Genomic DNA, 21,099 nt, shown 5'->3' with positions numbered 1-21,099 from the left:
CCTTGCACATGAGTGGCCGCTGAAGCGCGGCCACCTGGCTGGGACGCGGCGATCGAGCACGGGTATGCGTCGAATGTCTGGCTGACCTACAAGCAGGCATCGAGCATGGGCGCGCAGGTTCGCAAGGGCGAGCGCGCGGTGATGTGTGCGCACTTCGAACGCAAGGCACGCAAGGGGTCGGATGCAGATGGCGCTGCGTCGATTCAGGACGGCGAGGAAGAGGGCAGGGCGGAGCAAGCGCCGCGCGGTGGCGCGCTGCTGGCCAGGCCGTTCTGGGTCTTCAACGTCGCGCAGATCGACGGGTTGCCGTCGGACGTCATCGAGCTCTGTCTCGATCCCGTGAAATCACCGCGGGGGCCGGTGGAGGGCGCCTTGCGCCTGCTCGGGGGTTGCGATGCGACGATCCGGCACGGCTTCGAGCGCGCGATGTACCTGCCGGAGCTCGACGAGATCCGTCTGCCGTGGCCGAGCCGCTTCACCAGCGCCGAAGCGTGCTGCGCCACCTCGCTGCATGAATTGGTTCACTGGACCGGACATCCGAGCCGGCTGAATCGGCAGTTCGGCAAACGCTTCGGCGACGCGGCCTATGCGTTCGAGGAACTGGTGGCCGAGCTCGGCTGCGCGTTCGTGATGGGGCACTGCGGCCTGGTCGACGCGACCATCGAAGGGCATGCCGCCTACCTGGACAGCTGGCTGCAGGTGCTGAAGAACGATCGCACGGCGATCTTTACTGCGGCACGGCATGCCGGCGCCGCCTTCGAATTCATCCTGGCCAGGGAGATGCCGTCCCTCGGCTTGACTGCGATGTCCTCGTGAGAAGAGTGAGCCGCAATCGCCGTGGGGCGGCCTGGCGAACCGCTGGGGGTTCTTCATCCTGGCGTACGGCCGCCTCCCGGGCCATCGACGATGCGTTGCGCCGCTCCTGCCGTCGGCCCCAAATCCGCGGCGGGGCCTACCTCACTCGACGGCCGGCGCTTTCGATCTCTTGAGCGACCACCCGAGATTCAGTCCCGCCGCGGCCGTCAGGATCGCGGCGGCGCCGACCCCTTGCACCAGCTCCAGTCGATGGTCGAAGGCCACCATGTCCACGCCGATCGCGACGATGGGGTAGACGAAAGACAGCGCGCCCGCCACGTGCGTCGGCAGCTTCTGTATCGCGCCGTAGAGCAGCACGAACACCAGTCCGGTGTAGACCACGCCCATGACGATATAGCCTCCCCACACCCGGCCATCGGCGGTGAGCGCCGAGAGATTGGCAAAGGGCGCGATCATCAAGATGCCCACGCACACCTGGGCGAGCGCAATCATGTGCGGCGGCGTGCCGCTGAGCTTCTTCGTGATGATGGCGGCCACCGCATAGAAGAAGGCCGCGCCGAGTGCCATGAGGACACCGGAGACATACGCGGTGCCGGTGTAGCTGGCCTCGGGTTTCGCCTGGACGACGAGAAGCACCCCGACAAAGGCAACGCCCAGCCACGTCAGTTTGGTCGCGGTCAGGCGTTCGCCAAAGAAGAGCGCGCTCAGCGCGACCAGCATGAAGGGCTGCGTGTTGTAGACCGCGGTCGCGATCGAGATCGATGCCCGTGAGAACGAAGCGAAGATCAGCAGCCAGTTGAGGACGATGGCCGCCCCTCCCAACGCTGCCCAGCAGAACAGGCGAATCGAGAGTTTGCCGCGCAGCATGCCCATGGCCGTGCAGACGACCAGCAGGGCGGCCGCGCCGAACACGCAGCGCCAGAACAGCAGATCGATGATCGGCTGTCCAGAGCGCAGAACGAACCAGCCAAGGGTTCCAGAGATCACCATGGCAGTGGTCATCTCGATCGTGCCGCGTGTGTTCTTGTTCATCTACGAGGGAGCTGCCAGCTGAAGTGCCGGCTTGAGCGCAGTGGTCGATGCGATGCCCCCGGAGGCACTGCCTGGCCATACTAGTGCCCAACCCTGACGAAGACCTGAGCTGTCCATCCAGGGGTGCTGCCCACGGACCACAAAGGCTGTAAGGATGTGAAAAACTCCCATCGAGCGTTGCCTCCTCGCATCTCGTCCCTGTGGGGCTGGCTCTGTGCGCTGCTACAAAGTTCACAGCTGGTGACGACCGAGGCCGTCATCTTCATTCGATCGGCTGATGGGCGACTACGATGAATTGAAGCGAAGGGCGCGTGCTCGCGGGCGCCCTTTCTAAACCGCTGCGCCTGAATGAAGGAGGAAACATGAACTGGCAATCAGAGTCGCTGACGTGCGGGCCTGCCGCGCGCCCCAAACATACCCAGGAATGGCAACGCGCGTTCGTCGCCGAGTGGCAACGGCTTGCAGAAGGATGCGCCGACCTGGAGCAGACCGCCGACCTTGCCCTTGAGCTGTATGCCACCCGTGGCACGCGAAATCCTGTCGACATTGCACGCGAGGCGTGGGGAGCTCCAGTTGGAGGGTGATGCGTGCGAGCCTTTACGCGATCCGGCTGAAAGCGACGCATCTCGACCAAACTGGAGGATCGTTCGAGATGTCCATGTTGGAAAGCTTGCTGGGGACTCGAGAGAAGGCGCCGCAGGGATGAGTGCGCCTTGGCGCTTGGTACGGTCGGTGATCTCTCTACCAGCAGGGTCTGTCCTATCCAAGATCAAATGCGGACGCGAGCTGCTGCGTCTCTATCGGCGCGTCGATCACCCGAGCCGGCATGCGACACCCGCGCTTCGCGGACTCGTGGGACGACTCCCTGCACGAGGAATGAAGCAGATCTGATCAAGGGTTTCTGCTTCGAGGGTAGCCGGGTGGCGTGACGCCGTTGTGCTTGGGCGCCCCAATCGAAGCGCGGAGGACGACGAGACAGATTGAATTCACAGCGTGACCATCTGGAAGCCGGCAGCGATCCTGTCGGCTTTTTCTCGCCTGCGTTCTCGTCCCGTGTTCGGCATGCCGAACGCTGAGTCCTTGTGTCGCTTTGAGGGCGGGGCCAGTGTCCGAGGTGCACGGCTGGATCGTCGACACCTCCATCGAGTGCGACCGCCAGCGCTTCGCCGGCTTCCTGAAGGTGTCGCTCGAGGAGATGCCGATCGCGCTGCGCGACGATGCGGCGCTGCTGCACGACCCGGACCAGCTGTTGCCTGCCGACGCGGGGCGCGCGCTTGACGAAGTGGGCGAGCTGGACCTTGAGGCCGCGGTGCGGACGCTCTATCCGCAGGGGTTCTCGGCGCGGCGATTCGTCACCGTGATCGAAGAAGAGACCGTCTGGCGATCGGTCTGAAACTGGCGCACCGCTTCGATCGATTCCCAGTTTCTTGCCATCGCCGGGGCATTCATCGATAGCGCCCGATGTGTTCGCCGTGCTGCTTCAGTTGCGCCGCCCGCTCGAGAGGAGGTGTGCTGGCAACGCGAGAGATCCTGAGTCTGCGCGGATGCGTCCCGCTGCGCGGCCGGGCTGAACGATAGGTTCTTGCTCCGGAGGCGCGCCGATTGAATGGCGCCTAGCGATTCGACTGGCCGGCGCTGCCCGTGACCTTGTGTGCCGCGACATCATTCATCGTGGACCCGAATCCCCAGTCGATCCAAATGGGTTCACGCGTGCTTGCGTTGCGTTTGCGGCTCAACCCAATCGGGGGTAGACGGCCCGCACTACTTCCTGAAGCTGGCGCGCGGAGGGCAGCTTTCCCTTCATCTCGGCCGGCAGCTTGCCCTGGAGGTGGTACTCGGCCACGCCGATCGGGTTCGACTTGCTCTTCAGTGCGAACTCCACTTCGAGGTTGTCCTTCTCGGCGCACAGGATGATCCCGATCGATGGCGCATCGTCCGGCGCGCGCTCCTTCTCGTTGAGGAGGTTGAGATAGAAATCCATCTTGCCGGCGAACTCCGGCTCGAAGGGCCCGATCTTCAGTTCGATCGCCACCAGCGCCTTGAGGAAGCGGTGATAGAAGAGCAGGTCGATGAAGTACTCCTTGCGCCCGAGCGAGAGTCGATACTGGCGCCCGACGAAGCAGAAGCCGTAGCCCAGCTCGAGGATAAAGTCGCGCAGCTTGTCGATCAGGTGGTCCTCCAGCTCGCGCTCCTTGATCTCGCGCCGGATGCCAAGGAATTCCAGGTTGTAGCTGCTCTTGAGCGCCTCCTCGGCCTGCTCGGCAAAATGCTCGGGTAGCGCCAGCGCGAAGTTGTGCACCTTGCCTTGGGCCAACGACCGCTCGTAGGCCTGCGCCTTGATCTGGTTGAGCAGCACGTTGCGGCTCCAGCCGAAGCGCGCGGTGGCCTTCAGGTAGAAGAGCCGCCGCGCAGCATCGTCGAGCTTGGAGAGCAGGTTGACATGGTGGCCCCAGGGCACCGCCTCCACCATTTCTCGCACCGCCTGTGCGAGTTGACGATGGTCGACGGCCGTCAGCGCCTTGGGACCTTGGATGCGTTTGGTAGCGCGCTCTCTTTCTCGCACAAGCTGTGCGAGAAACTCCGGCGCGGTGTAGGTCTCGTGAAACTGGCGCATGCGCCAGAGGCTCGCCGCTGAAAAGCCAGTCGTCCCGGGGAAGGACGCCTTGAGATCGCGCGCCAGCCGATCGACCACCGCGTCGCCCCATCCCCGGCGTGCCTGCTGTTCGCGGATGGCTTGCCCGATGTCCCAGTACAGAGCCACCAGCTCGCGGTTGACGGCGCGCGCGGCCGAAAGCCGCGCACCGTCGATGCGGCGTTTCAGATCCTCGGCGAAGCGAGCGTAGTCGAACAAGGTGGGAGCGGCGGTAGACACCCGGGAAATGTAGTGCCTCGTGGTCGTCCGGTGCGCCGATGCGAGGGGCCGGGAGCTTCGGCGCCCTTGCGGGCTGCCGGCACGCGACGCACTCGCGCTGCTGCGCGAGGACGCGATGGTGGTCGCGGTGGCTGCCGGCAACCTCGGGCACGGCGTGGTGCTGAGTCATAAGGAACGGCAGCGCCTGCTGGCCTGCGCCACCAGGGTGCGGCGCATCGCCGACCAGGTGGACGCGGACGCCCGGCGCCGAGCGCGTCGAATCCTTCCTCCGGCACGCGGCCGGTCGCGGGCGCGGCCTCAAGACTGCTGGTCCGCCTCGCTTCGCCTCGTGCTGGCCCGAAGAGAGGAGAGAGAAGAGAGGGGGTGGGTGGGGCTGGCTTGCTGCGACCTTGAGGGTGGCACACCGTTCTCGCCGTCATATGGCCCGGCGTTCGGCGGACTTGCTCTCCGCCCTGACATAGTTCTCGCTCTTGTACTGGTCTGCATTCATTTCCCTTTACGCGTCGCGTTTCTTCTTGAGGTAGTTCGCATACGCCCAGCGGTTCCGGATCTTGGGCTTGCGAGCTCGCGTCGAGGCTTTCCTGGGCTTGTCGCCATTGGTCGAGCGCACACCGGGATCAGGCTGAGCATGTGCCCGATCCGTGCGCCACGATCTCGAACCGCTCTTGGGCGTCGCCGTGCATATCGGTTCGATTGGGTGAAGATTGCGCAGATGCCGCGCCCTTGCGTGTCCTGCAGCTTGCCATTGACATGCGCACCGTCGCTGCAGTCGGCCGCCAGGACCACCAACGCCGGCACACCTGCGTTTGTTAGGGGTGCCTGGTACTACTGCCGCAGCTCATCCACTTCGGCGGGCGTCCGTCGGGTCGTGGTCGAAATCAAGCCCCTGCGGGAACGAAAGATCGATGCCCCAGGCACGGTAGTACGCGGCCAGATCGTCGAGGCGGACGTGCTCCACGTCATCGGCACGGATCCTGGCGAGCGTACGGCACCAATAACGGCACATGCAGGGTCCTATCTTTTTCTCCTCGGCCATTGCTTCTCGTTGAGCGGCTTGCGCGACCACCCCCGGACTGGTCGCGAGCGTGGTTCAACTCGCGTTGACCGGGAACCCTCCTTCTAGAGGAGGCGCTCCAGCGTCCACGTCCATCGCTTCGCTGGTCTTCCAGGATTCAAGTCGACGAATCGACTCGGCCAGCCTTGGGCGGTTCACCTTGAATTGATCGCATTCTTTCAAGACTCTGGTTCTTTCAGCTTAATCTGAATTAAGTATTCGTTGATCGCGTGGAAGAGCCGCAACGTCTTCGAACTAAGTTGTTAATTCGAATGGCGTCATAGAGCCGTTATTCGATATCGCGCGGCCACGACGTGAAGTTGTGCCTGTCTTTGAGCCTTTGATTTGGCGCAAAAGAGATCGGTGAGCCGACAATAACACCAGTCCAGACATCTATTGAAACAATAGAAGGCAACACTATGAAGGCTTCTGTCGCAGCGAACTGCGGCGACGACGCGCAGCGCATGCAGCTTACCTAAGTACTCAAAAGAACCGATGACAAATCGGTTGCAGCTCTGACGATCGAATCGCAGTGGCACCGCGAAGAGGAAAGGCGACACGTGGGCGTTCTCTTGAAGAACGATAAGGCTGTCGCCGCGGTCCAGTTGGGTTCGATGTCCGGCGGCCTCAGGCCCCACACCACGTACAGGGTCGAGCACGGACAACGTGCCACATCCCTCTAGCCCACGCGGCGATCAGCCCCTCCCGTTCCAGCAGTTTCTTTACCCATTTCTTTGCGCCCTTTGGAGGCGCAGGGGACTTCTTTTTTCTCGTCCACAGGTTGACCAGGAGATTCAGTGTGAAAAAAATCAACAAAAGCGCGCTTCTGCTTTTTGTTGCAGCAGGTGCACTCGCGGGCTGCGGTGGGGGCGGAAGTGGCCCAGGCGGCAGCTTCGCTCTCCCTCAAAGCACCGATGCGTCGACAGCTTCGCCGGCTGCATCGGCAGTCGAGCCCGCCGCAGACAAGGAGGCAGAGCTCAGCAAGCTCGACTCAAGTTGGGTCGAGGTCGCCAACGAAGGCCAGGCGTTCAACCTGGCCTCGTTGACGGAGGTGCAATACGGCGCGAATTCGGCCTGGACGAGCAAGATGCTCGCCGGCACCGTGGTCTGCAACAACGCAACCTTCGGCCGCGACCCGCTGGAGTACGTGGCGAAGGCGTGCTATGTGCAAACCCCGCCTGCTCCGCCCCCTCCCACCGCCCCTGCCGCGGGAACCTGGCTCGCCGAGGAAGGTTCCTCATTCACCGTGCCCGCCCCCACATTGGTGAAGTACGGCGCCGACTCGCGCTGGATCACCCAGTCGGTCACTGGAACAGCAGCGTGCACGAACACGTTCTTTGGTGGCGATCCCGCGTTCATGACGGCGAAATCATGTGTGTCGGCCGGTCCTGCGCCTGCACCTGCGCCCGCTCCCGCTCCCGCTCCGGCCTCGGCCCCGGCCCCGGCCCCCGCCCCCGCGCCTGCTCCCGCGCCTTTACCCATCGCCGGAGACGTGGTGGACAGTTCCGGCGCCATCGTTGCGAATGCCTACGACAACATCGCCTACAAGTTCGGCCAGTCCGAGGGCGTGGCGTACCGATTCGGGCCGGCGGCGGCCAGGACCGGCGTCAACACGCTTTCTCTGCGGGCCGACGTGGGCGCGATCAACCACGGCCCAGGCAATGATCTTTACTACCAGCTCGGTGCGGAAAACACCTTCGCGAGCAACCTGTACGTGAGCATCCATGGCGCAGCGATCGGCACGCCCGCCAGTGGGAGCTCGTTGTCGAACTCGGTCGCGTGGTTCCAGTCGCAGGCGACCGACCGGGTGACCTTCATGCAGCGCCCGCAGTTGCTGTGGCAAGACCGGCGAATACTGCCCACGTCGATCGATGACTACTACGCCGCAGGCGTGCTGTCGCCGAACGACCCGGCGGACCTGCCCATCGTCGAAGATCGCGGCGAGAACGCCGCGGACAGCCCCTCGACGCGCCTCTCGCTGATTGCGACACAGGGCAGCCCGACGAAGGCGGCAACGATCTTCACCGTCGGCACGTTCACCGCCCAGAACCGTGCCAGCGTCAAGCTGGCCATCGGCAAGGTGCCGACCGCCATTTCCGTGACCGGGGGCGGCGAGTTCGCCTTCGTCACCGTGTGGGACACCATCAGCCACAAGGGCCAGGTCGCTGTGATCTCGCTCGGTGGCAGCTGCCAGGGCTGTACGCTCAATGGTCCCAAGTACGACTGGTGGCACGACTGGATGGACATGGTCCACCCCGGCTTCTTCAACCAGGGCAACTACATCTTCATGAAGGTGCTCGGCTACGTCGATCTGCCCGCCAACATGAAGGCCCCGACATCCATCAAGGTGACGACCGGCATGCACCCGTATGCGGCTGTCGTGTACACCGGCAACGGTGGCTTGTCGGGCATGGCAAAGGAAGCCTCTCCGATGGCCGACAACCGGGCGAAGCTCCTGCCGGGCGGCGAGTACTACGAGAAGTACGCCAAGGGCGGCGTGGCGGTGGTGGCCTCGAAGTCGGAGAAGACCCTGGCCTTTCTCGACCTCGGCCCGCTCTTCAAGTACACGAATGACATGTACCTGGGCAGCGCTGCGAGCAACCTGGAAACGCAGAACGTCGGGCTCGCCGCCAACCAGTGGCCCTACCTGCTGGCAGATCGCCCACAGGCCACGCCGACGATCATCAAGACGATCACGCTGGCCGACAAGCCCACAAGCATCCTGACGACCTCGACCTACAGCTACTGGAGCAAGGACGACCGCGAACGCATCTCGCCGGACAGCCCGTACTGGAAGACCGTGCCGCGCTATCCACGCGCCTGGATCGCCACCGAGAACGGCAAGGTGCACATGTACTCGCTGGGGCAGTACGTGCAGGGCCCCAAGCCGGCGGTCGGCACGCCCGCCGAGGTCGCGGAAGTCGGCGTGGTGACGGGCCTGGGCAGCAACATCACGCACCTCGCCGCGGCCAAGGACTACCCGAGCCAGGACGATGCCATCAACACGATGCTGATCTTCACCGATCGGGCCAATCGCAAGTGGGGTTGGCTCAAGTTTGCCGACGACGGCAACAGCGGCACCATCCTGCGCACCATGGAGGACTCGCGCGTCGACCCGATCATGGTGACGATGTCCGACAACTACTCCACGCGGGGCAACATCGTCAGCGTGGCGAACTACAGCGGCCAGAGCATCGACAACTACCGGTTCGGTGACCTGATCTATCCCGATACCAACTTCTGTTCCGCGCCCGGTGTCTGCCCCACGCTGGCATCCACTGGCGAGTACGCTGGCAAGCTGGCCCTGCCGTTCAAGCCGTTCGCGGTGCACGCTTCGAACGTGCCGTGACGCGCTGAGTTCATCGCCGATCCCGAGGCGCCGGCAGCGATGCTGCCGGCTTTCTTGTTTTTGAGCTGTGCGCGTGTCGTGTTCGGCGTGCCGAATGTTTGATCCATCGATGCAGATTGCTGGGTGTTCGGCACGCCGAACAAGACTGCGGAACGTTGACCTGGGGAGCCGCAGCTGCGATGCGTTGCACGACTCGATGATCGGGCTGTTCGGCATGCCGAACGCGGAGCGCTTGTTCGAACCCAGCAGCCATGCGCTCTGCAGCCCGATGTGCTGCGCAATGGCGCCGCCACGCATTGAACAGGCCCGATGGTTTCTTCCTTAAGCCGCTGTCGTAGCCGCGGCGCACTGAGGCCGCCGCCATGCGCACCGGCGCGCGCCCGTACACCCACACGCCCAACCCGCGGCGGCGCTTCGCCAGCATCCCCTTGCCCGCTGCCTCGGGCGCCCGGGCGACCTCAGGGGCCTGACTGCCGCCATGCACCGCTACCTGGAACACCTGGGCGTCAAGGGCTATACCCCGGTGGGCCGGCACAACGCCGAGCGCTACATCCGCGAGTTCACCGCCTGGGCCGATGCGCGCGGCGTCACGCATCCGCAGCAGGTCAGCCGCGCCGTGCTCGAGCGCTACCAGCGCTGGCTGTACCACTACCGCAAGAAGGACGGCGAGCCGCTGGCCTTGATCAGCCAGAGAGGAAAAATCATCCCCTTGCGCGGCTTCTTCAAGTGGCTCACGCGGGTGGGCGAGATCCCGGCCAACCCGGCGTCCGACCTGGACCTGCCGCGCCAGATCAAGCGCCTGCCGCGCGCGGTGCTCACCGCCGCCGAGGCCGTGCGGGTGCTGGCCAGCGTTGACATCGGCACGCCGATCGGCCTGAGGGACCGCACCATGATGGAGGTGCTCTATGCCACCGGCATGCGGCGCATGGAGATCGCTGCGCTGGCGATCGACGACATCGATGCCGAGCGCTGCGTGGTGCTGATCCGCCAGGGCAAGGGCCAGAAAGACCGGCTGATCCCGCTGGGCGAGCGCGCGCTGCACTGGGTGCGGCTGTACCTGGACGAGGCGCGCGAGCAGTTCGCCTTGGACCAGCACGACCGGACCCTGTTCCTGGGCAACGAGGGCAACCCGCTGGCCTCGACGTGGCTGACCACCCTGGTGGCCCAGCGCGTGGCCGCCGCCGGCATCGACAAGCGCGGCGGCTGCCACCTGTGGCGCCACACGATGGCCACCCTGATGCTGGAGGGCGGCGCCGACATCCGCCACATCCAGGCGATGCTCGGGCACGTCGAGCTCTCCACCACGCAGATCTACACGCAGGTGGCGATCCGGAAGCTGCTGCAGGTGCATGCGATGACGCACCCGGGCGCCAAGCGGCGCCTCAGGGGCCGGCAGATGGCGCTGGACGTGGGCGAGCCTCAACCCGACCCGCACAACGCCGCCAGCGCGTTCCTGGAGGCGCTGGCGCGCGAGGCCGACGCGGACGGGGAATGACACGCAGGACGCACGCATGCGCCAACATGCACCCGAACTGCATCTGATCTGTACTCAAGTTGCATCCTTGCCACGCTCCCCTGACCTACCCGCGACGCGCCTTCTTCAGGGGCAAGCCGAGAATGGGTTGATTCGAGCGGCGAAGTGCGCCGCCCTTCCATGAAGGCGCCAACGTGTCCTTCACTCCCTCAAACAACTTCGGCAGCGTGATCTCCAGGCAGTAGCAGAGCGTGGCCAGCGTGAGCAGCGAAGGGTTGATGTGTCCTCGCTCGATCTTGGAAATACGGGAGCGCTCGACTTCCGCGTCGAAAGCCAGTTCGACCTGCGTCATGCCAGCTTCTTCGCGAAAACGCCTGAGATTGCCGCCCAGAGCGAGAGTGACGGCGTTGGGCAGCGCGCCCCGCACACCGGCGTTCTTCTTCGTTCTGGGAGGTGCTGTCATGGACGGCACAGGCTCCCTGAATGTGCCTGTGGAGGAAACGTCTTAAACGACACATAATGGATTCCCCTGCATGTCCTGGACAGCACCGAATCCGAATCACGCCATGTCGAGCCGCGAGAGCCATTACCGTCGCGGGCAAGCGTTCTTGCGCAACGCGGCCGGGCTCTCGACTGCCCAGAGCGTCCTCGCATGAAAAGCAGCCAACTCGCCTCACCGCTCCCGCTGCCCGACCCCTGCGGCTGCCGGCATCGGTGACGCGCATCCAGCCGCTGCGCGAGGGGCCGCCCGCGCGCAGCAGGCCCGCCTCCCTGCTCGGGAGCCAGGTGCGCGCCCTGCGCATGGCGGCTGGGGCCTCAGGTGGTGAGCTGGCTGCGCGCTGCGGCATCTCGCGCTCCATGCTCTCGCGCATCGAGCGCGGGCTGGTCTCCGCTTCCGTCGAAACCCTGGACCGCATCGCCAGCGGCCTGGGCGTGCCGATCTCGCGCTTCTTCGGCGACCAGCCCAGCCGCACGGACTTCAGCCACGTGCGGGCGGGGCACGGGATCCAGGTGGACCGGGTCGGTGCCGTGGCCGACTACCGATACGAGTTGCTGGGGCATCTGCTGTCGGGCAACCTGTTCGTGGAGCCCTACCTGGTGACGCTGCTGCCGGGGGCCGAGCCTTACGTGACCTTCCAGCACCCCGGACTGAAGTTCCTGTACCTGCTCTCGGGCGAGGTGCGATACCGCTATGGGGCGAAGGTGGTGGAGCTCGGCGCGGGGGACTCGCTGCTCTTCGAAGCCTGCGCGTTGCATGGCATCGAGGCGATCGGCACGCAGCCCGTCACGTACCTGTCGGTGGTGTTCACTCTGCGCGATTAGATTGATGACGTGCAGGAGCGCGACGACTGGGGGGCGCTCATGATCGTGCGAAGCACGGCCGCAGAGGTACAGAAAGGGTACACAAAGGATGCAGTTGGGCTACACCCCTGGACGCATGCGCGTCGTGATGTGACGCTCTCGAAGCGATCGTGCCGATCGTTCGAACGGGGTGCTCGAAGGCGCGGCGCCGAATGCGTTTGCTTAATTGTTAAGCAGCCCAGCCCCCATACGCCATACGCACCTACCAGGTGCCCGGCAACCCGCACGGTTGCTCGATTGTTCGGTGTTACTTGCTCGGCAAGAGGTCACACCGATCGGGCGCAAGGCCGCATGCAGCCTTGACCCTGAGGTGTTACCGGCTTCCTGGGTGCGTCCGTCGGTCCTCACGCTGCAGCTGCCAGCGCGAGGACTGCGGCACGCGCGCATCGCGTGCGCGCTATGGCTGCTGCACCAGTTGCTCCATGGCCTGGCGCACGGTCAGGATGGCGATGCCCTGAAACTGCCCGAGCGTGAGCAAATGCCGATCGCCCGAGACGATGAGCCGAGCGCGTGCGGCCACGGCGGCGGCCAGCACGGCATCGTCGTCGGGGTCATCCTGGATGGTGGGCGCGATCGTGGCCGGGCGCACCAGGCTCGCCAGCGTGGCGTAGCCATGCACGAGTTGCTCCAGCGTGAGGCCGGAGGCGGCGATCTTCTTGGCGAACTTGCGGCGCGCGAGGATGCCACTGAGCTCCTGCAGCCGTCCGGTCGGCAATCGCCTGCTTCAGCAGCGCCAGCGCGGCTTCCGCGTCCAGAGACGCCTTCAGCGGTTCCCAGTATCGGGGTTCGTAGGCCTGGAAAGGCACGTCGTTGGCCGGTTCCGAGGCAGCGTCTCGATCCTGGTCGATAGCGAAATCGCCGATACGCACGGCCTTGGTTAGCATCATGCGCATGACATCCGGCAGTTCCATGCCGCGCTCAGCCGCCATCCGATGCGCTTTCTCCTCGATGTCGCGATTGATGCGGAAACGGATGAGGCGGCTGTCCATAGCGATGCAGGTTATAGCAGCCAGCGCCGATCCGCTTCCCGGGGCTTCGGCAGGAGAGCGCAGTGGCGGCTATTCGCGGACGCCTTGCAACGCAGCAGCGGTCACGCGTCATTGGCTTCAGATGCGGGGCTTTGACAGGTCGCCAACGCCGGACCTTCGCGGTCGAGGGAGAAAACTCGGCCCAAGTGCTTCTCGACGAGCGGTCCTGCGACGAAGTACTTGCTAAAAAAAAGCGACAAAAAGTGCGTGCGTGTTCTCGGCGCGCGCTAGACGTCGCTCGGCGCCGTCATACTCGCCTCCCTACGACAACGAGGAAATCTATGTCAGCAGGCGGTTTTCACGTGCATGGCCCGCACGACCACGAACTCGAGCACGCTAGTGCGCATGGCCCCTCTGAATCAACTTCTACAGAAAAGCCTGGCCGCAGGAACATGACCAGCCAAATCGCCGTATGCACTGCTGTCATCGCCACAGTGGGAGCGATCTTTGCGTACATGGGAGGTCTAACTCAAGCCAACGCGGGCCTCTACAAGAACAACGCTGGCATGAAGAAGACCGAGGCTTCAAACCAATGGAACTACTTTCAGTCGAAGAGCACGAAGCAGTCGCTTGCTGAGTTCGCCAGGGACATGTCGCCCGATGACCGCAAGCAAGGCTGGCAGACGAAGGTTTCGCGGTATGAACAAGAAAAAGCTGAGATATTGCTCGTGGCGCAGAAGCTTGAGGCAGACGCAACCGATTGGGACCAAAAATCGGAGGCGCAAATGCACCAGCACCATCGTTGGGCGCAAGCGACCACTGCGCTACAGGTCTCCATCGCTTTGGCTGCCATGGCGTTGCTCACAAGGAGAAAGTGGTTGGAGTGGGGGATGCTCGCAGTTGCAGGCGTTGGCCTGGTCGTTGGCGCTCTAGCAGCAATGCACATTTGAACATTGCGCGAGCCTCGCGATAGCCCTCTACGTGGGGCGTTGGGCCGGAAGCTCAAAGAGAACGAACTGCTGCAGTCGGGCCGACCGTGGCCGCATAGGACCCAAAGAGCTGGCTGTTCACGATTCTCGAATGATGCTGTTCGGCGGCGCACGAAGCGAGCAGGAACGCGGGATCGCAGCTCTGGCCGGGCGACGACGGCTGGATGCTGCCGCGCACGTCCCATTTCGCGATGATGCAGATGAAGCGCGGGTCAGTTCGCGCCCAATAAAGGATTGGTCGACCGCAGATCCGATTTCGCCTGGGCGTCAACAGTCAGGCCGGCTGCGACTTCGTCGGCCCAGACCTTGAAGCCCTCGAGCGTGTTCGGGCCGAACGTTGTGGATAGCGCGACATCGCAGGCGTCGCGCCCGCGTGCAATCAGCACGCGGCCGATACGCGGTGTGTTGTTGCGCGCGTCGAAGGTGTACCAGCGGTCGCCGAGATAAGCCTCGAACCAGCCCGCGAAGTCCATTGTCCCGTATGGTGGCTCAGTGCCAACATCGCCAAGATAGCCGGTGCAATAGCGCGCCGGTATGTTCATGCAGCGGCAGAACGCGATCGCCAGGTGAGCGTAGTCACGGCACACGCCGTGGCCTTCCTTATAGGCGTCCAAGGCGGTGCGCGTTCGGCGCGCGTGCTGGTAGCCGAACTCGATGTGTCGGTGCACGAAATCGCAGATCGCCTGCACGCGCGCCCAGCCGGTCGGGCTCGAGCCGAACCGCTGCCACGCAATCTCGGAGAGCTGGTCGGTCTCGCAATAGCGGCTGCCGACGAGGTAGACCAGCGTCGATTCCGGGAGCTGTTCGACCGGCGTCTGCGTGGCCCAAGGAGCAACAACATCAGGCGCGCCGGTGTCGTTGACCAGCGCATCAGTGCTGAGGACGAAGCGGCCCTGCGGCGCGACGATGCGACTGCACCAGTTGCCGAACAGATCGCGGTATGCGGTGATAGGCACCGAGGGACTCGTCACGAGGTAATCAGGCCGCACCAGATCGGACGCACGCGAATAGTGGACGCTCAATGCCAGGATCATCGGTGTCGGCTGTGGGAACTGATACGCCATCTCGAAACCAACGCGGATCTGCATGCTCGCTCCTGTTGCTTCTCTGTTCGCACGCAACCGACGTGCCACCATCGCTGACTATCGCCGGTTCGCCTGCCGATACCGATGACCTGATTCTCCTCCCATGGCGGATCCGATGGCCTAGCCAATACGACAGCCCTTCCAGCGGGTGCTACGTCGGTTCACGGAAGTGATAGCGCCGATGTGTTGAGCCGGGTGCTGCACCAGTTGCGCCGGATGGAGGAGTGCGAGGCGTGGTAACGCGCGACACGACGCGCTACTACCTCGCGGCCGACGCGTACCTGGACGAAGCTGGCGACCAGCAACTGGACGAACGTCTCGCCATGCTGGCCGGCGACGCGTGAAGGAGGTGCATATGACGCTTTGCCCGATTGCCATAGCCGTCGGCTGCAAGAAATGTCCGGCATTCTCGATCTGCCCCTTGAAAGGCGTGATCGCTCCGCCGAAAGTGCCGGTGAGCTCTTCCGAGACTGTCACACTTGAAAAGCTAGGAAGATCAACAGCTTGCGCGCAGAGGTTTCACAGTTGCGCGACCCCGTTCTTCGAAATTAAGGCTGCGGTGACCCCCGTCTTGAACGGCTGCTAACTGAAGATCCGAACAGCCGTTGTGGGCCCACAGACGACGGTCGATGGCCACGATTCGAGGACACAAGCTGCCGTTCGCCGCGGTGAAGAGAGGCACCCCGCCGCTCGCGCTGGACTAACAGCGCGTGTCAAGTCGGTTTTGAATCGCCACCGCCTGAGCTTGTCGTATTCAGTCGCTCTTGCCGAGGTACAGGCGCATTGAAAGCCGCTGCACCAAGTTCCCATACGGCGGATAGAACAGCCCCACCGGAAACCATCGCCGCCGCTTGAACACCGACTTGGCATGCGAGAGCTCGCGGAAGCCCTCCGGCCCATGGTAGGTGCCCATGCCCGAATTGCCGGTGCCGCCAAACGGCAGATCGTGCTGGAAGACATGCCAACCCCAGTCATTGAGCGTCACGCCTCCGGCATGGGTTTGTCGAAGCACGCGCCATTGCTCGGCGCTGCTCAAGCCGAAGGCATAGAGCGACAACGGCCGCTCGCCCCGCCGCACCAGCGCGATCGCATCGTCGAGGCGGTCGTACTCCAGTACCGGCAGGATCGGCCCGAAGATCTCTTCCTGCATCAACTGCATGCGGTCGTCTACGCCAGTCACGACGGTCAGCGCCATCTGGCGGCCGGCGCCCTCGACGTCGCCACAGGACAGCAGGGTTGCACCTTTGGCTCGGGCGTCATCGAGCAATTGCCGCAGCCGCGCCGCGTGGCGCTCGGTGACGATGCTGGTGTATTCGGGGTTGCCACGGATGGTCGGGTACAGCTTGCCGAAAGCATCGCGCACCGCGGCGGCGAATTCGGCGGCCTTGCCACGCGGCACCAGCGCGTAGTCGGGCGCGACGCAGATCTGCCCTGCATTGAAGGACTTGCCGTGGGCGATGCGCAGCGCCGCGTCGCGCAGGTCGGCATCGGGGCCGACGATGGCCGGCGATTTCCCTCCGAGTTCGAGCGTCACCGGCGTCAGGTTGTGGGCCGCCGCACGCATGACCTCGCGGCCGACCCTTGGCGAGCCTGTGAAAATCAGATGGTTGAAAGGCAGCGCGTTGAAGACCTGCGCGGCTTCGACGGCGCCGCCGAACACGGCCACCTCATCTTCGGCAAAGCATTCGCCCAACATCGTTCGCAACAGCGCGGTGGTCCGCGGGGAGAACTCCGAGACCTTGACCATCGCCCGGTTGCCGGCGGCCAACGCCGCAATCAGCGGTCCAATGGTCAGGTACAGCGGGAAATTCCAGGTGCCGATGATGCCCACCACGCCCTTGGGTTGGTATTCGACCCAGGCGCTGTTGGTGAGGAACAGCAGTTCGGTGCTGCGCCGGCGCAGCTTCATCCATTTGCCCATGTGGGACAAGGCGTGTCGGGCCTCCAGGATCGGGCCCATCACCTCTACCAGCTTGGTCTCGGCACCGGAGCGAACGCCGAAATCCGCGTTCACCGCCGCGACGATTTCGTTCTGGTGGCGGCGCAGCGTGTCGATCAGCCGGCGCAACTTGGCCTTGCGCGCCGCGAGCTCGGGATACGGGGCGGCCTCGAAGGCAATGCGCTGCGTATCGAACAGACGGTGCATGCGCTGGATTTCCGCCGCATCGGCAGCGTGGAGGGTGATCGGGGTCGGGACGGCATTCATGGTCAGTGCTCCGTGCCTCATGCCGCTTCGCGCAGTTCGCGGCGCAGGATCTTGCCGACCGTGGACTTGGGCAACGCCTCGACGAAGCGCACGATCCTGGGCACCTTGTAGGCGGTGAGCTGTTCGCGGCAATGAGCGATCAGCTCGGCCTCGCCGAGCGTGGCGTTCGCCGCCTTGACCACGAACAGCTTGACCGCTTCGCCCGTCTTTTCGTCGGGCACGCCTACGCACGCGCATTCGACGACATCCGGGCAACCGGTGGCAATCGCCTCGATCTCGTTGGGATACACGTTGAAGCCAGAGACGATGACCATGTCCTTCTTGCGATCGACGATCTTCAGAAATCCCTGCGCGTCGAAGCTGCCGATGTCCCCGGTGCGGAAGTAACCGTCGGCGGTGAATGCGGCCGCGTTGGCCTCGGGCTGCTGCCAGTAACCGCTCATGACCTGCGGCCCCTTGGCGCAGATCTCGCCGGCCTCGTCGATGGCGACTTCGCGCCCATCGTCATCCAGCAGCTTGATGTCGGTCGAGGGCATCGGCAACCCCGTGGTGCCGGTGAATTCGTGCACCGAGGCCGGGTTGAAGGTCAATATTGGAGAGGTCTCCGACAGGCCGTAGCCCTCCCGGATGAAGGTGCCGGTGAGCGCCCTCCACTTGTCGGAGACCGCAGCGATCACCGCGGCGCCGCCGCCAGCGGCTAGGCGCAGGTTGGACCAGTCGATCTCCTTGCTTCGCGGGTGCGCCACCAGCCCCGCGTAGAGTGTGTTCACGCCGATGAAGACGCTCGGACGCGCTTTCTCGAACGTGTCGAGGAAGCTGTCGAAGTCGCGGGGGTTCGGCACCAACCAGTTGTCGGCACCGACCGAGAAGTAGCTGATGAAGTTCACCATCAACGCGAAGATGTGATAGAGGGGGATCGCCGTGACGATCACCTCCTCGCCCGGCCGCAGGACCTCGGGCATGAAGGCCTTGAACTGCTCGGTGTTGGCCACGAGGTTGCGGTGCGACAGCGCCGCCCCCTTTGACAAGCCGGTGGTGCCGCCGGTGTACTGCAAGAACAGCAGGTCGTCCCCCTCGACGTCGACCGGCGTGAAGGGCAGTCTGGCGCCTTCGGCCAGCGCATCGGTGAAGGCGACGGCGCCCGTCAGGCGCGCGTCCACCGGTGGGCTTGGCAGGGCGACGCCGCTGCCGTCGCCCACGCTGACGGTGACGACGGTCTTCAGCCGGGTCTTGGCCACTACCTCGGCCACCGTGGCGGTGACGCCGCTGAAGACGACAAGCGTCTCGACACCGGCATCGTTGAGCTGGTGCTCGAGCTCGCGTGGTGTGTACAAGGGGTTGACGTTGGCCTGCGCGGCGCCGGCGCGAATGATGCCGAGGAAGGCGATCGGGAAGGCCAGCAGGTTGGGCGTCATCACGGCGACGCGATCACCTTTCTTCACGCCCAGCCTGCCCTGCAGGTAGGCCGCGAAGTCCCGCGAGAGACGGTCAAGATCGCCGTAAGTCAGCGTCTGGCCCGCGCAGCGCATCGCAGGCCGATCGGCGAAACGCCTCATCGCTTGTTCCATCATGTCCACCACCGAGCGATAGGCGTCGGGGTTGATTTCCTTGGGCGTGCTGCCGTAGCTGGCTTGCCAATGTCTTTGGGTCATCGTGGTTTCCTGAAATGAGGGTGGTGCCGCGTATGCGGAGATGTGCGCCATGCTCGGACCGGCACTCATGTCTTGCTCACAGCCGCGGGCGCTTCCTGCCTGGCATCGCCATCGACCTCGGCCTCTGCGTAGGCCCGACCGCCGGGCACCAGGGCCGAGTGCGCGCGCCGCGAATGGATCAGGGGATAGAACATCTCCACGAACCAGCGCTCCTTGCCGAAGACCAGGTCGTCCTGCAGGCCGACCTTGGGCGGATAGCGACGGGTGATCTTGGCTGAGCCGAAGAGCAGATCCCAGACGAACAGGAGGTTCCCGAAGTTGCCCTTGTAGTGCCCGATGCCGTCGTCGTTGGTGAGCGCGTGATGCGCCCAGTGGGTGGCGGGCGTCACCACGGTCCGTTCCAACACCCAGGCGAGCGGGTGCAGCCACCTCACGCGGTACAGCGGCGCGTCCCACGGCACCGCGCTGTGCGCGCCCAGGATCACCGCGAGCTTGACAACGATGTAGACCAGATAGGCGTTGCCGAAGCCGAGGTAGATCAGCACGCCGGAAGCCCACAGGCCCGGCATCATCAGGTAGTAGAAGAAGTTGTTGCGGTAGGTGATGCGGATGCTCATGTAGTGCGCCGTGTGATGCGCACGATGCAGCGGCCACAGCAGCGGCGAGTGCGAAACGCGGTGCCACCAGTACTGCGTCATGTCGTCGGCCACCAGCAGGATCGCGCCCATGGCCCACCACGGCAGATGGGCCCACGCGTCGCGCTGCTCCGGCATGGCAAGCGCGCTCAGCTTGGCCGTCACCGCGAAGATGAACGGCTGCGACACCGCCAGCAGCGCGAGGAACATGAACAGTTCCAGCTTGGTGTCATCCGACGTGGCGTGGAAGTGTTCGTGCTTGCGGGAGCGGATCTCCAGCACGGCAAAAACGAGAATGATCGTGACCAGCACGATGTTCTGGACGAGGTTCACCAGGTTGTCTCCTTGGCTATGAATGCGGGCCGGGTCCTGTGTCTGAACGCCGGGGCTCTGTGAGGCGCGATTGTTCTGGTGATCACCGGTTGAGTCCAATGCATATTGAAGCCAAAATCAATGCACTGAATGCAATTGCGAACAAGGAGCCGCCCCATGGACCTCAAGCGCTGGGCACATATCGTCGCCGTCGCGGACCGGCGAAGCTTCATTCGCGCTGCCGAACAGGTGCATCTCAGCCAACCGGCCCTGACCCGCAGCATCCAGGCGGCGGAAGCCGAGCTGAGACTGCAGTTGTTCGACCGTGGAACTAACGAGGTGGTCGCGACGCCTGCCGGTGAATTTGTCGTCGCACGCGCCCGGCAGCTCGTATTCAACAGCCGCTGCCTGGAACGCGACGTCGAGCTCTATCGCAGCCGCGGCCTGGGCGACACGGCGTTCGGCGTCGGCCCATTTCCCGCAGCGACCTTCCTGGCGCCGCTGCTGACGGCGATGCGGCGTGAGTTCCAGGGCATCAACCTGCGCGTCGAGATCAGCAATTGGCAGCTGCTGCTGAAGCGCCTGCTCGAGGAGGACATCGAGTTCTTCGTTGCCGACACCAGGGATTTGCCTTCGGACCCCAACCTGTATGTCCGTGCCCTGCGCCGCGAGCCGGGGGGCTTCTACGTGCGCGCCGGTCACCCTCTAACGACGCGCAAATCCGTCACGCTGCAACAGCTCTGGTCGCACGGCGTCCTTTCGGTGCGGCTGCCAGCCGGCGTACGCGCAGTGGTTACCCGCCTGCTTGGCCTCGGGTCGTCGGCCGAACTCTCCTTGGCTCTTGAGTGCGACGACGTCGAGGTACTGAAACAGGTGGCGCTCGCCAGCGACTCGGTGCTGGCCGCACCGGATGCAGCGGTTGCGCAGGAAGTCGCGGCTGGCAGGCTTCACGCGCTGGAAGTCACGGGCCTGCCATCCCAATCATCGGAAATGGGTGTCGTCACACTACGGGGCCGCACACCGTCGCCGATGGCCGAGCTGATCATCGGTCGGCTACCGACCACGGGCGCCCCAGCGCAAAGGTGAAGTCATGACCCGAAGACCCTTAGTCGCGCTTTGGGGCCCGCCTTGCCGCCGGGAAAGGCGCATTTCTGTGTCACCCGAAAAGCCGACTGTCACGGGCGACTGCTTCTGGCCGACTGTAGCCTGTCGCTCGCTTGGCGCTTCGGGCCCGTTGTTTGAAAAGTCAGTCGGACTGTTGTCATCGCAAGAATCGACAGTCTTCCGGTGGCC

The 21,099-nt window shown here is 64.3% G+C and carries 16 protein-coding genes and 1 pseudogene; 8 read left to right on the top strand and 9 right to left on the bottom strand.

The window, feature by feature from the left end; translation table 11 throughout:
* Window positions 1-12 precede the first annotated feature (12 nt).
* Window positions 13-816, top strand: coding sequence for an ArdC family protein (locus tag ACSQ9I_RS36540; protein WP_436316836.1), 804 nt, complete (start codon window positions 13-15; stop codon window positions 814-816).
* Between the two features lie 141 nt (window positions 817-957).
* Here ACSQ9I_RS36540 and ACSQ9I_RS36535 read toward each other — a convergent pair whose 3' ends face one another.
* On the bottom strand, window positions 958-1,848 hold the full coding sequence (locus tag ACSQ9I_RS36535; protein ID WP_436316835.1) for a DMT family transporter: 891 nt from the start codon (window positions 1,846-1,848) through the stop codon (window positions 958-960).
* A gap of 362 nt (window positions 1,849-2,210) precedes the next feature.
* On the opposite strand from ACSQ9I_RS36535, the gene ACSQ9I_RS36530 reads away from it, so the two are divergent.
* Entirely contained in the window at window positions 2,211-2,432 is a 222-nt protein-coding gene (locus ACSQ9I_RS36530; protein ID WP_436316834.1) for a hypothetical protein, read from the top strand.
* A gap of 530 nt (window positions 2,433-2,962) precedes the next feature.
* The gene (locus tag ACSQ9I_RS36525; RefSeq protein WP_436316833.1) at window positions 2,963-3,241 is read left to right on the top strand and encodes a hypothetical protein; all 279 of its coding nucleotides are present in this window, start codon (window positions 2,963-2,965) and stop codon (window positions 3,239-3,241) included.
* A gap of 339 nt (window positions 3,242-3,580) precedes the next feature.
* Here the strand turns inward: ACSQ9I_RS36525 and ACSQ9I_RS36520 are convergent, their stop codons facing one another.
* Both ACSQ9I_RS36520 and ACSQ9I_RS36515 read right to left on the bottom strand, forming a co-directional pair.
* Window positions 3,581-4,699, bottom strand: a complete 1,119-nt coding sequence (locus ACSQ9I_RS36520; RefSeq protein ID WP_436316832.1) for a PDDEXK nuclease domain-containing protein — start codon at window positions 4,697-4,699, stop codon at window positions 3,581-3,583.
* An 859-nt stretch (window positions 4,700-5,558) separates the two neighbouring features.
* Entirely contained in the window at window positions 5,559-5,756 is a 198-nt protein-coding gene (locus ACSQ9I_RS36515) for a hypothetical protein (RefSeq protein WP_436316831.1), read from the bottom strand.
* A 1,513-nt stretch (window positions 5,757-7,269) separates the two neighbouring features.
* On the opposite strand from ACSQ9I_RS36515, the gene ACSQ9I_RS36510 reads away from it, so the two are divergent.
* Window positions 7,270-9,123: a hypothetical protein gene (locus ACSQ9I_RS36510; protein WP_436316830.1), complete on the top strand. Its 1,854-nt coding sequence runs from the start codon at window positions 7,270-7,272 to the stop codon at window positions 9,121-9,123.
* Window positions 9,124-9,586: 463 nt separating this feature from the next.
* Window positions 9,587-10,618, top strand: a pseudogene (xerC, locus tag ACSQ9I_RS36505) (site-specific tyrosine recombinase XerC); the annotation flags it as partial.
* Window positions 10,619-10,703: 85 nt separating this feature from the next.
* On the opposite strand, the gene ACSQ9I_RS36500 reads toward xerC, so the two are convergent.
* Window positions 10,704-11,060 carry a helix-turn-helix domain-containing protein gene (locus ACSQ9I_RS36500; protein ID WP_436316829.1) on the bottom strand — a complete coding sequence of 119 codons (357 nt, stop codon included), beginning with the start codon at window positions 11,058-11,060 and terminating at the stop codon, window positions 10,704-10,706.
* Between the two features lie 323 nt (window positions 11,061-11,383).
* On the opposite strand from ACSQ9I_RS36500, the gene ACSQ9I_RS36495 reads away from it, so the two are divergent.
* Window positions 11,384-11,920: a helix-turn-helix domain-containing protein gene (locus tag ACSQ9I_RS36495; RefSeq protein ID WP_436315832.1), complete on the top strand. Its 537-nt coding sequence runs from the start codon at window positions 11,384-11,386 to the stop codon at window positions 11,918-11,920.
* A 436-nt stretch (window positions 11,921-12,356) separates the two neighbouring features.
* Here ACSQ9I_RS36495 and ACSQ9I_RS36490 read toward each other — a convergent pair whose 3' ends face one another.
* Window positions 12,357-12,674 carry a putative toxin-antitoxin system toxin component, PIN family gene (locus tag ACSQ9I_RS36490; protein ID WP_436316828.1) on the bottom strand — a complete coding sequence of 106 codons (318 nt, stop codon included), beginning with the start codon at window positions 12,672-12,674 and terminating at the stop codon, window positions 12,357-12,359.
* Window positions 12,675-13,268: 594 nt separating this feature from the next.
* On the opposite strand from ACSQ9I_RS36490, the gene ACSQ9I_RS36485 reads away from it, so the two are divergent.
* Window positions 13,269-13,877 (top strand): DUF4337 domain-containing protein, encoded by a 609-nt coding sequence (locus ACSQ9I_RS36485; RefSeq protein WP_436294300.1) that lies wholly within the window; start codon window positions 13,269-13,271, stop codon window positions 13,875-13,877.
* A gap of 251 nt (window positions 13,878-14,128) precedes the next feature.
* On the opposite strand, the gene ACSQ9I_RS36480 is transcribed toward ACSQ9I_RS36485, so the two are convergent.
* The 4 genes from ACSQ9I_RS36480 to ACSQ9I_RS36465 all read right to left on the bottom strand — a co-directional run bounded on the left by ACSQ9I_RS36480 (window position 14,129) and on the right by ACSQ9I_RS36465 (window position 19,830).
* Entirely contained in the window at window positions 14,129-15,004 is an 876-nt protein-coding gene (locus ACSQ9I_RS36480) for a transglutaminase-like domain-containing protein (RefSeq protein ID WP_436316827.1), read from the bottom strand.
* Between the two features lie 751 nt (window positions 15,005-15,755).
* Window positions 15,756-17,207, bottom strand: coding sequence for a coniferyl aldehyde dehydrogenase (locus tag ACSQ9I_RS36475; protein WP_436316825.1), 1,452 nt, complete (start codon window positions 17,205-17,207; stop codon window positions 15,756-15,758).
* Between the two features lie 17 nt (window positions 17,208-17,224).
* The gene (locus tag ACSQ9I_RS36470; protein ID WP_436316824.1) at window positions 17,225-18,859 is read right to left on the bottom strand and encodes an AMP-binding protein; all 1,635 of its coding nucleotides are present in this window, start codon (window positions 18,857-18,859) and stop codon (window positions 17,225-17,227) included.
* Between the two features lie 65 nt (window positions 18,860-18,924).
* On the bottom strand, window positions 18,925-19,830 hold the full coding sequence (locus tag ACSQ9I_RS36465) for a sterol desaturase family protein (RefSeq protein WP_436317117.1): 906 nt from the start codon (window positions 19,828-19,830) through the stop codon (window positions 18,925-18,927).
* 153 nt (window positions 19,831-19,983) lie between these two features.
* Here ACSQ9I_RS36465 and ACSQ9I_RS36460 point away from each other — a divergent pair, with 153 nt between their 5' ends.
* A complete protein-coding gene (locus tag ACSQ9I_RS36460; RefSeq protein ID WP_436316823.1) occupies window positions 19,984-20,892 on the top strand; it encodes a LysR family transcriptional regulator in 909 nt (302 codons plus the stop codon).
* Window positions 20,893-21,099: the final 207 nt, after the last annotated feature.

Source organism: Variovorax sp. LjRoot84 (genome assembly GCF_964254305.1).
Classification (GTDB): domain Bacteria; phylum Pseudomonadota; class Gammaproteobacteria; order Burkholderiales; family Burkholderiaceae_C; genus Variovorax.
Note: the sequence above shows the minus strand (reverse complement) of the source record. Positions and strands in the feature narration are given on the sequence as shown.

What these genes read in the sequence shown, in the direction of transcription:
- ACSQ9I_RS36535 (WP_436316835.1), bottom strand. Translation starts at nt 1,848, where the DNA reads ATGAACAAGAACACACGCGGCACGATCGAGATGACCACTGCCATGGTG.
- ACSQ9I_RS36470 (WP_436316824.1), bottom strand. Translation starts at nt 18,859, where the DNA reads ATGACCCAAAGACATTGGCAAGCCAGCTACGGCAGCACGCCCAAGGAA.
- ACSQ9I_RS36500 (WP_436316829.1), bottom strand. Translation starts at nt 11,060, where the DNA reads ATGACAGCACCTCCCAGAACGAAGAAGAACGCCGGTGTGCGGGGCGCG.
- ACSQ9I_RS36530 (WP_436316834.1), top strand. Translation starts at nt 2,211, where the DNA reads ATGAACTGGCAATCAGAGTCGCTGACGTGCGGGCCTGCCGCGCGCCCC.
- ACSQ9I_RS36480 (WP_436316827.1), bottom strand. Translation starts at nt 15,004, where the DNA reads ATGCAGATCCGCGTTGGTTTCGAGATGGCGTATCAGTTCCCACAGCCG.
- ACSQ9I_RS36485 (WP_436294300.1), top strand. Translation starts at nt 13,269, where the DNA reads ATGTCAGCAGGCGGTTTTCACGTGCATGGCCCGCACGACCACGAACTC.
- ACSQ9I_RS36515 (WP_436316831.1), bottom strand. Translation starts at nt 5,756, where the DNA reads ATGGCCGAGGAGAAAAAGATAGGACCCTGCATGTGCCGTTATTGGTGC.
- ACSQ9I_RS36475 (WP_436316825.1), bottom strand. Translation starts at nt 17,207, where the DNA reads ATGAATGCCGTCCCGACCCCGATCACCCTCCACGCTGCCGATGCGGCG.
- ACSQ9I_RS36460 (WP_436316823.1), top strand. Translation starts at nt 19,984, where the DNA reads ATGGACCTCAAGCGCTGGGCACATATCGTCGCCGTCGCGGACCGGCGA.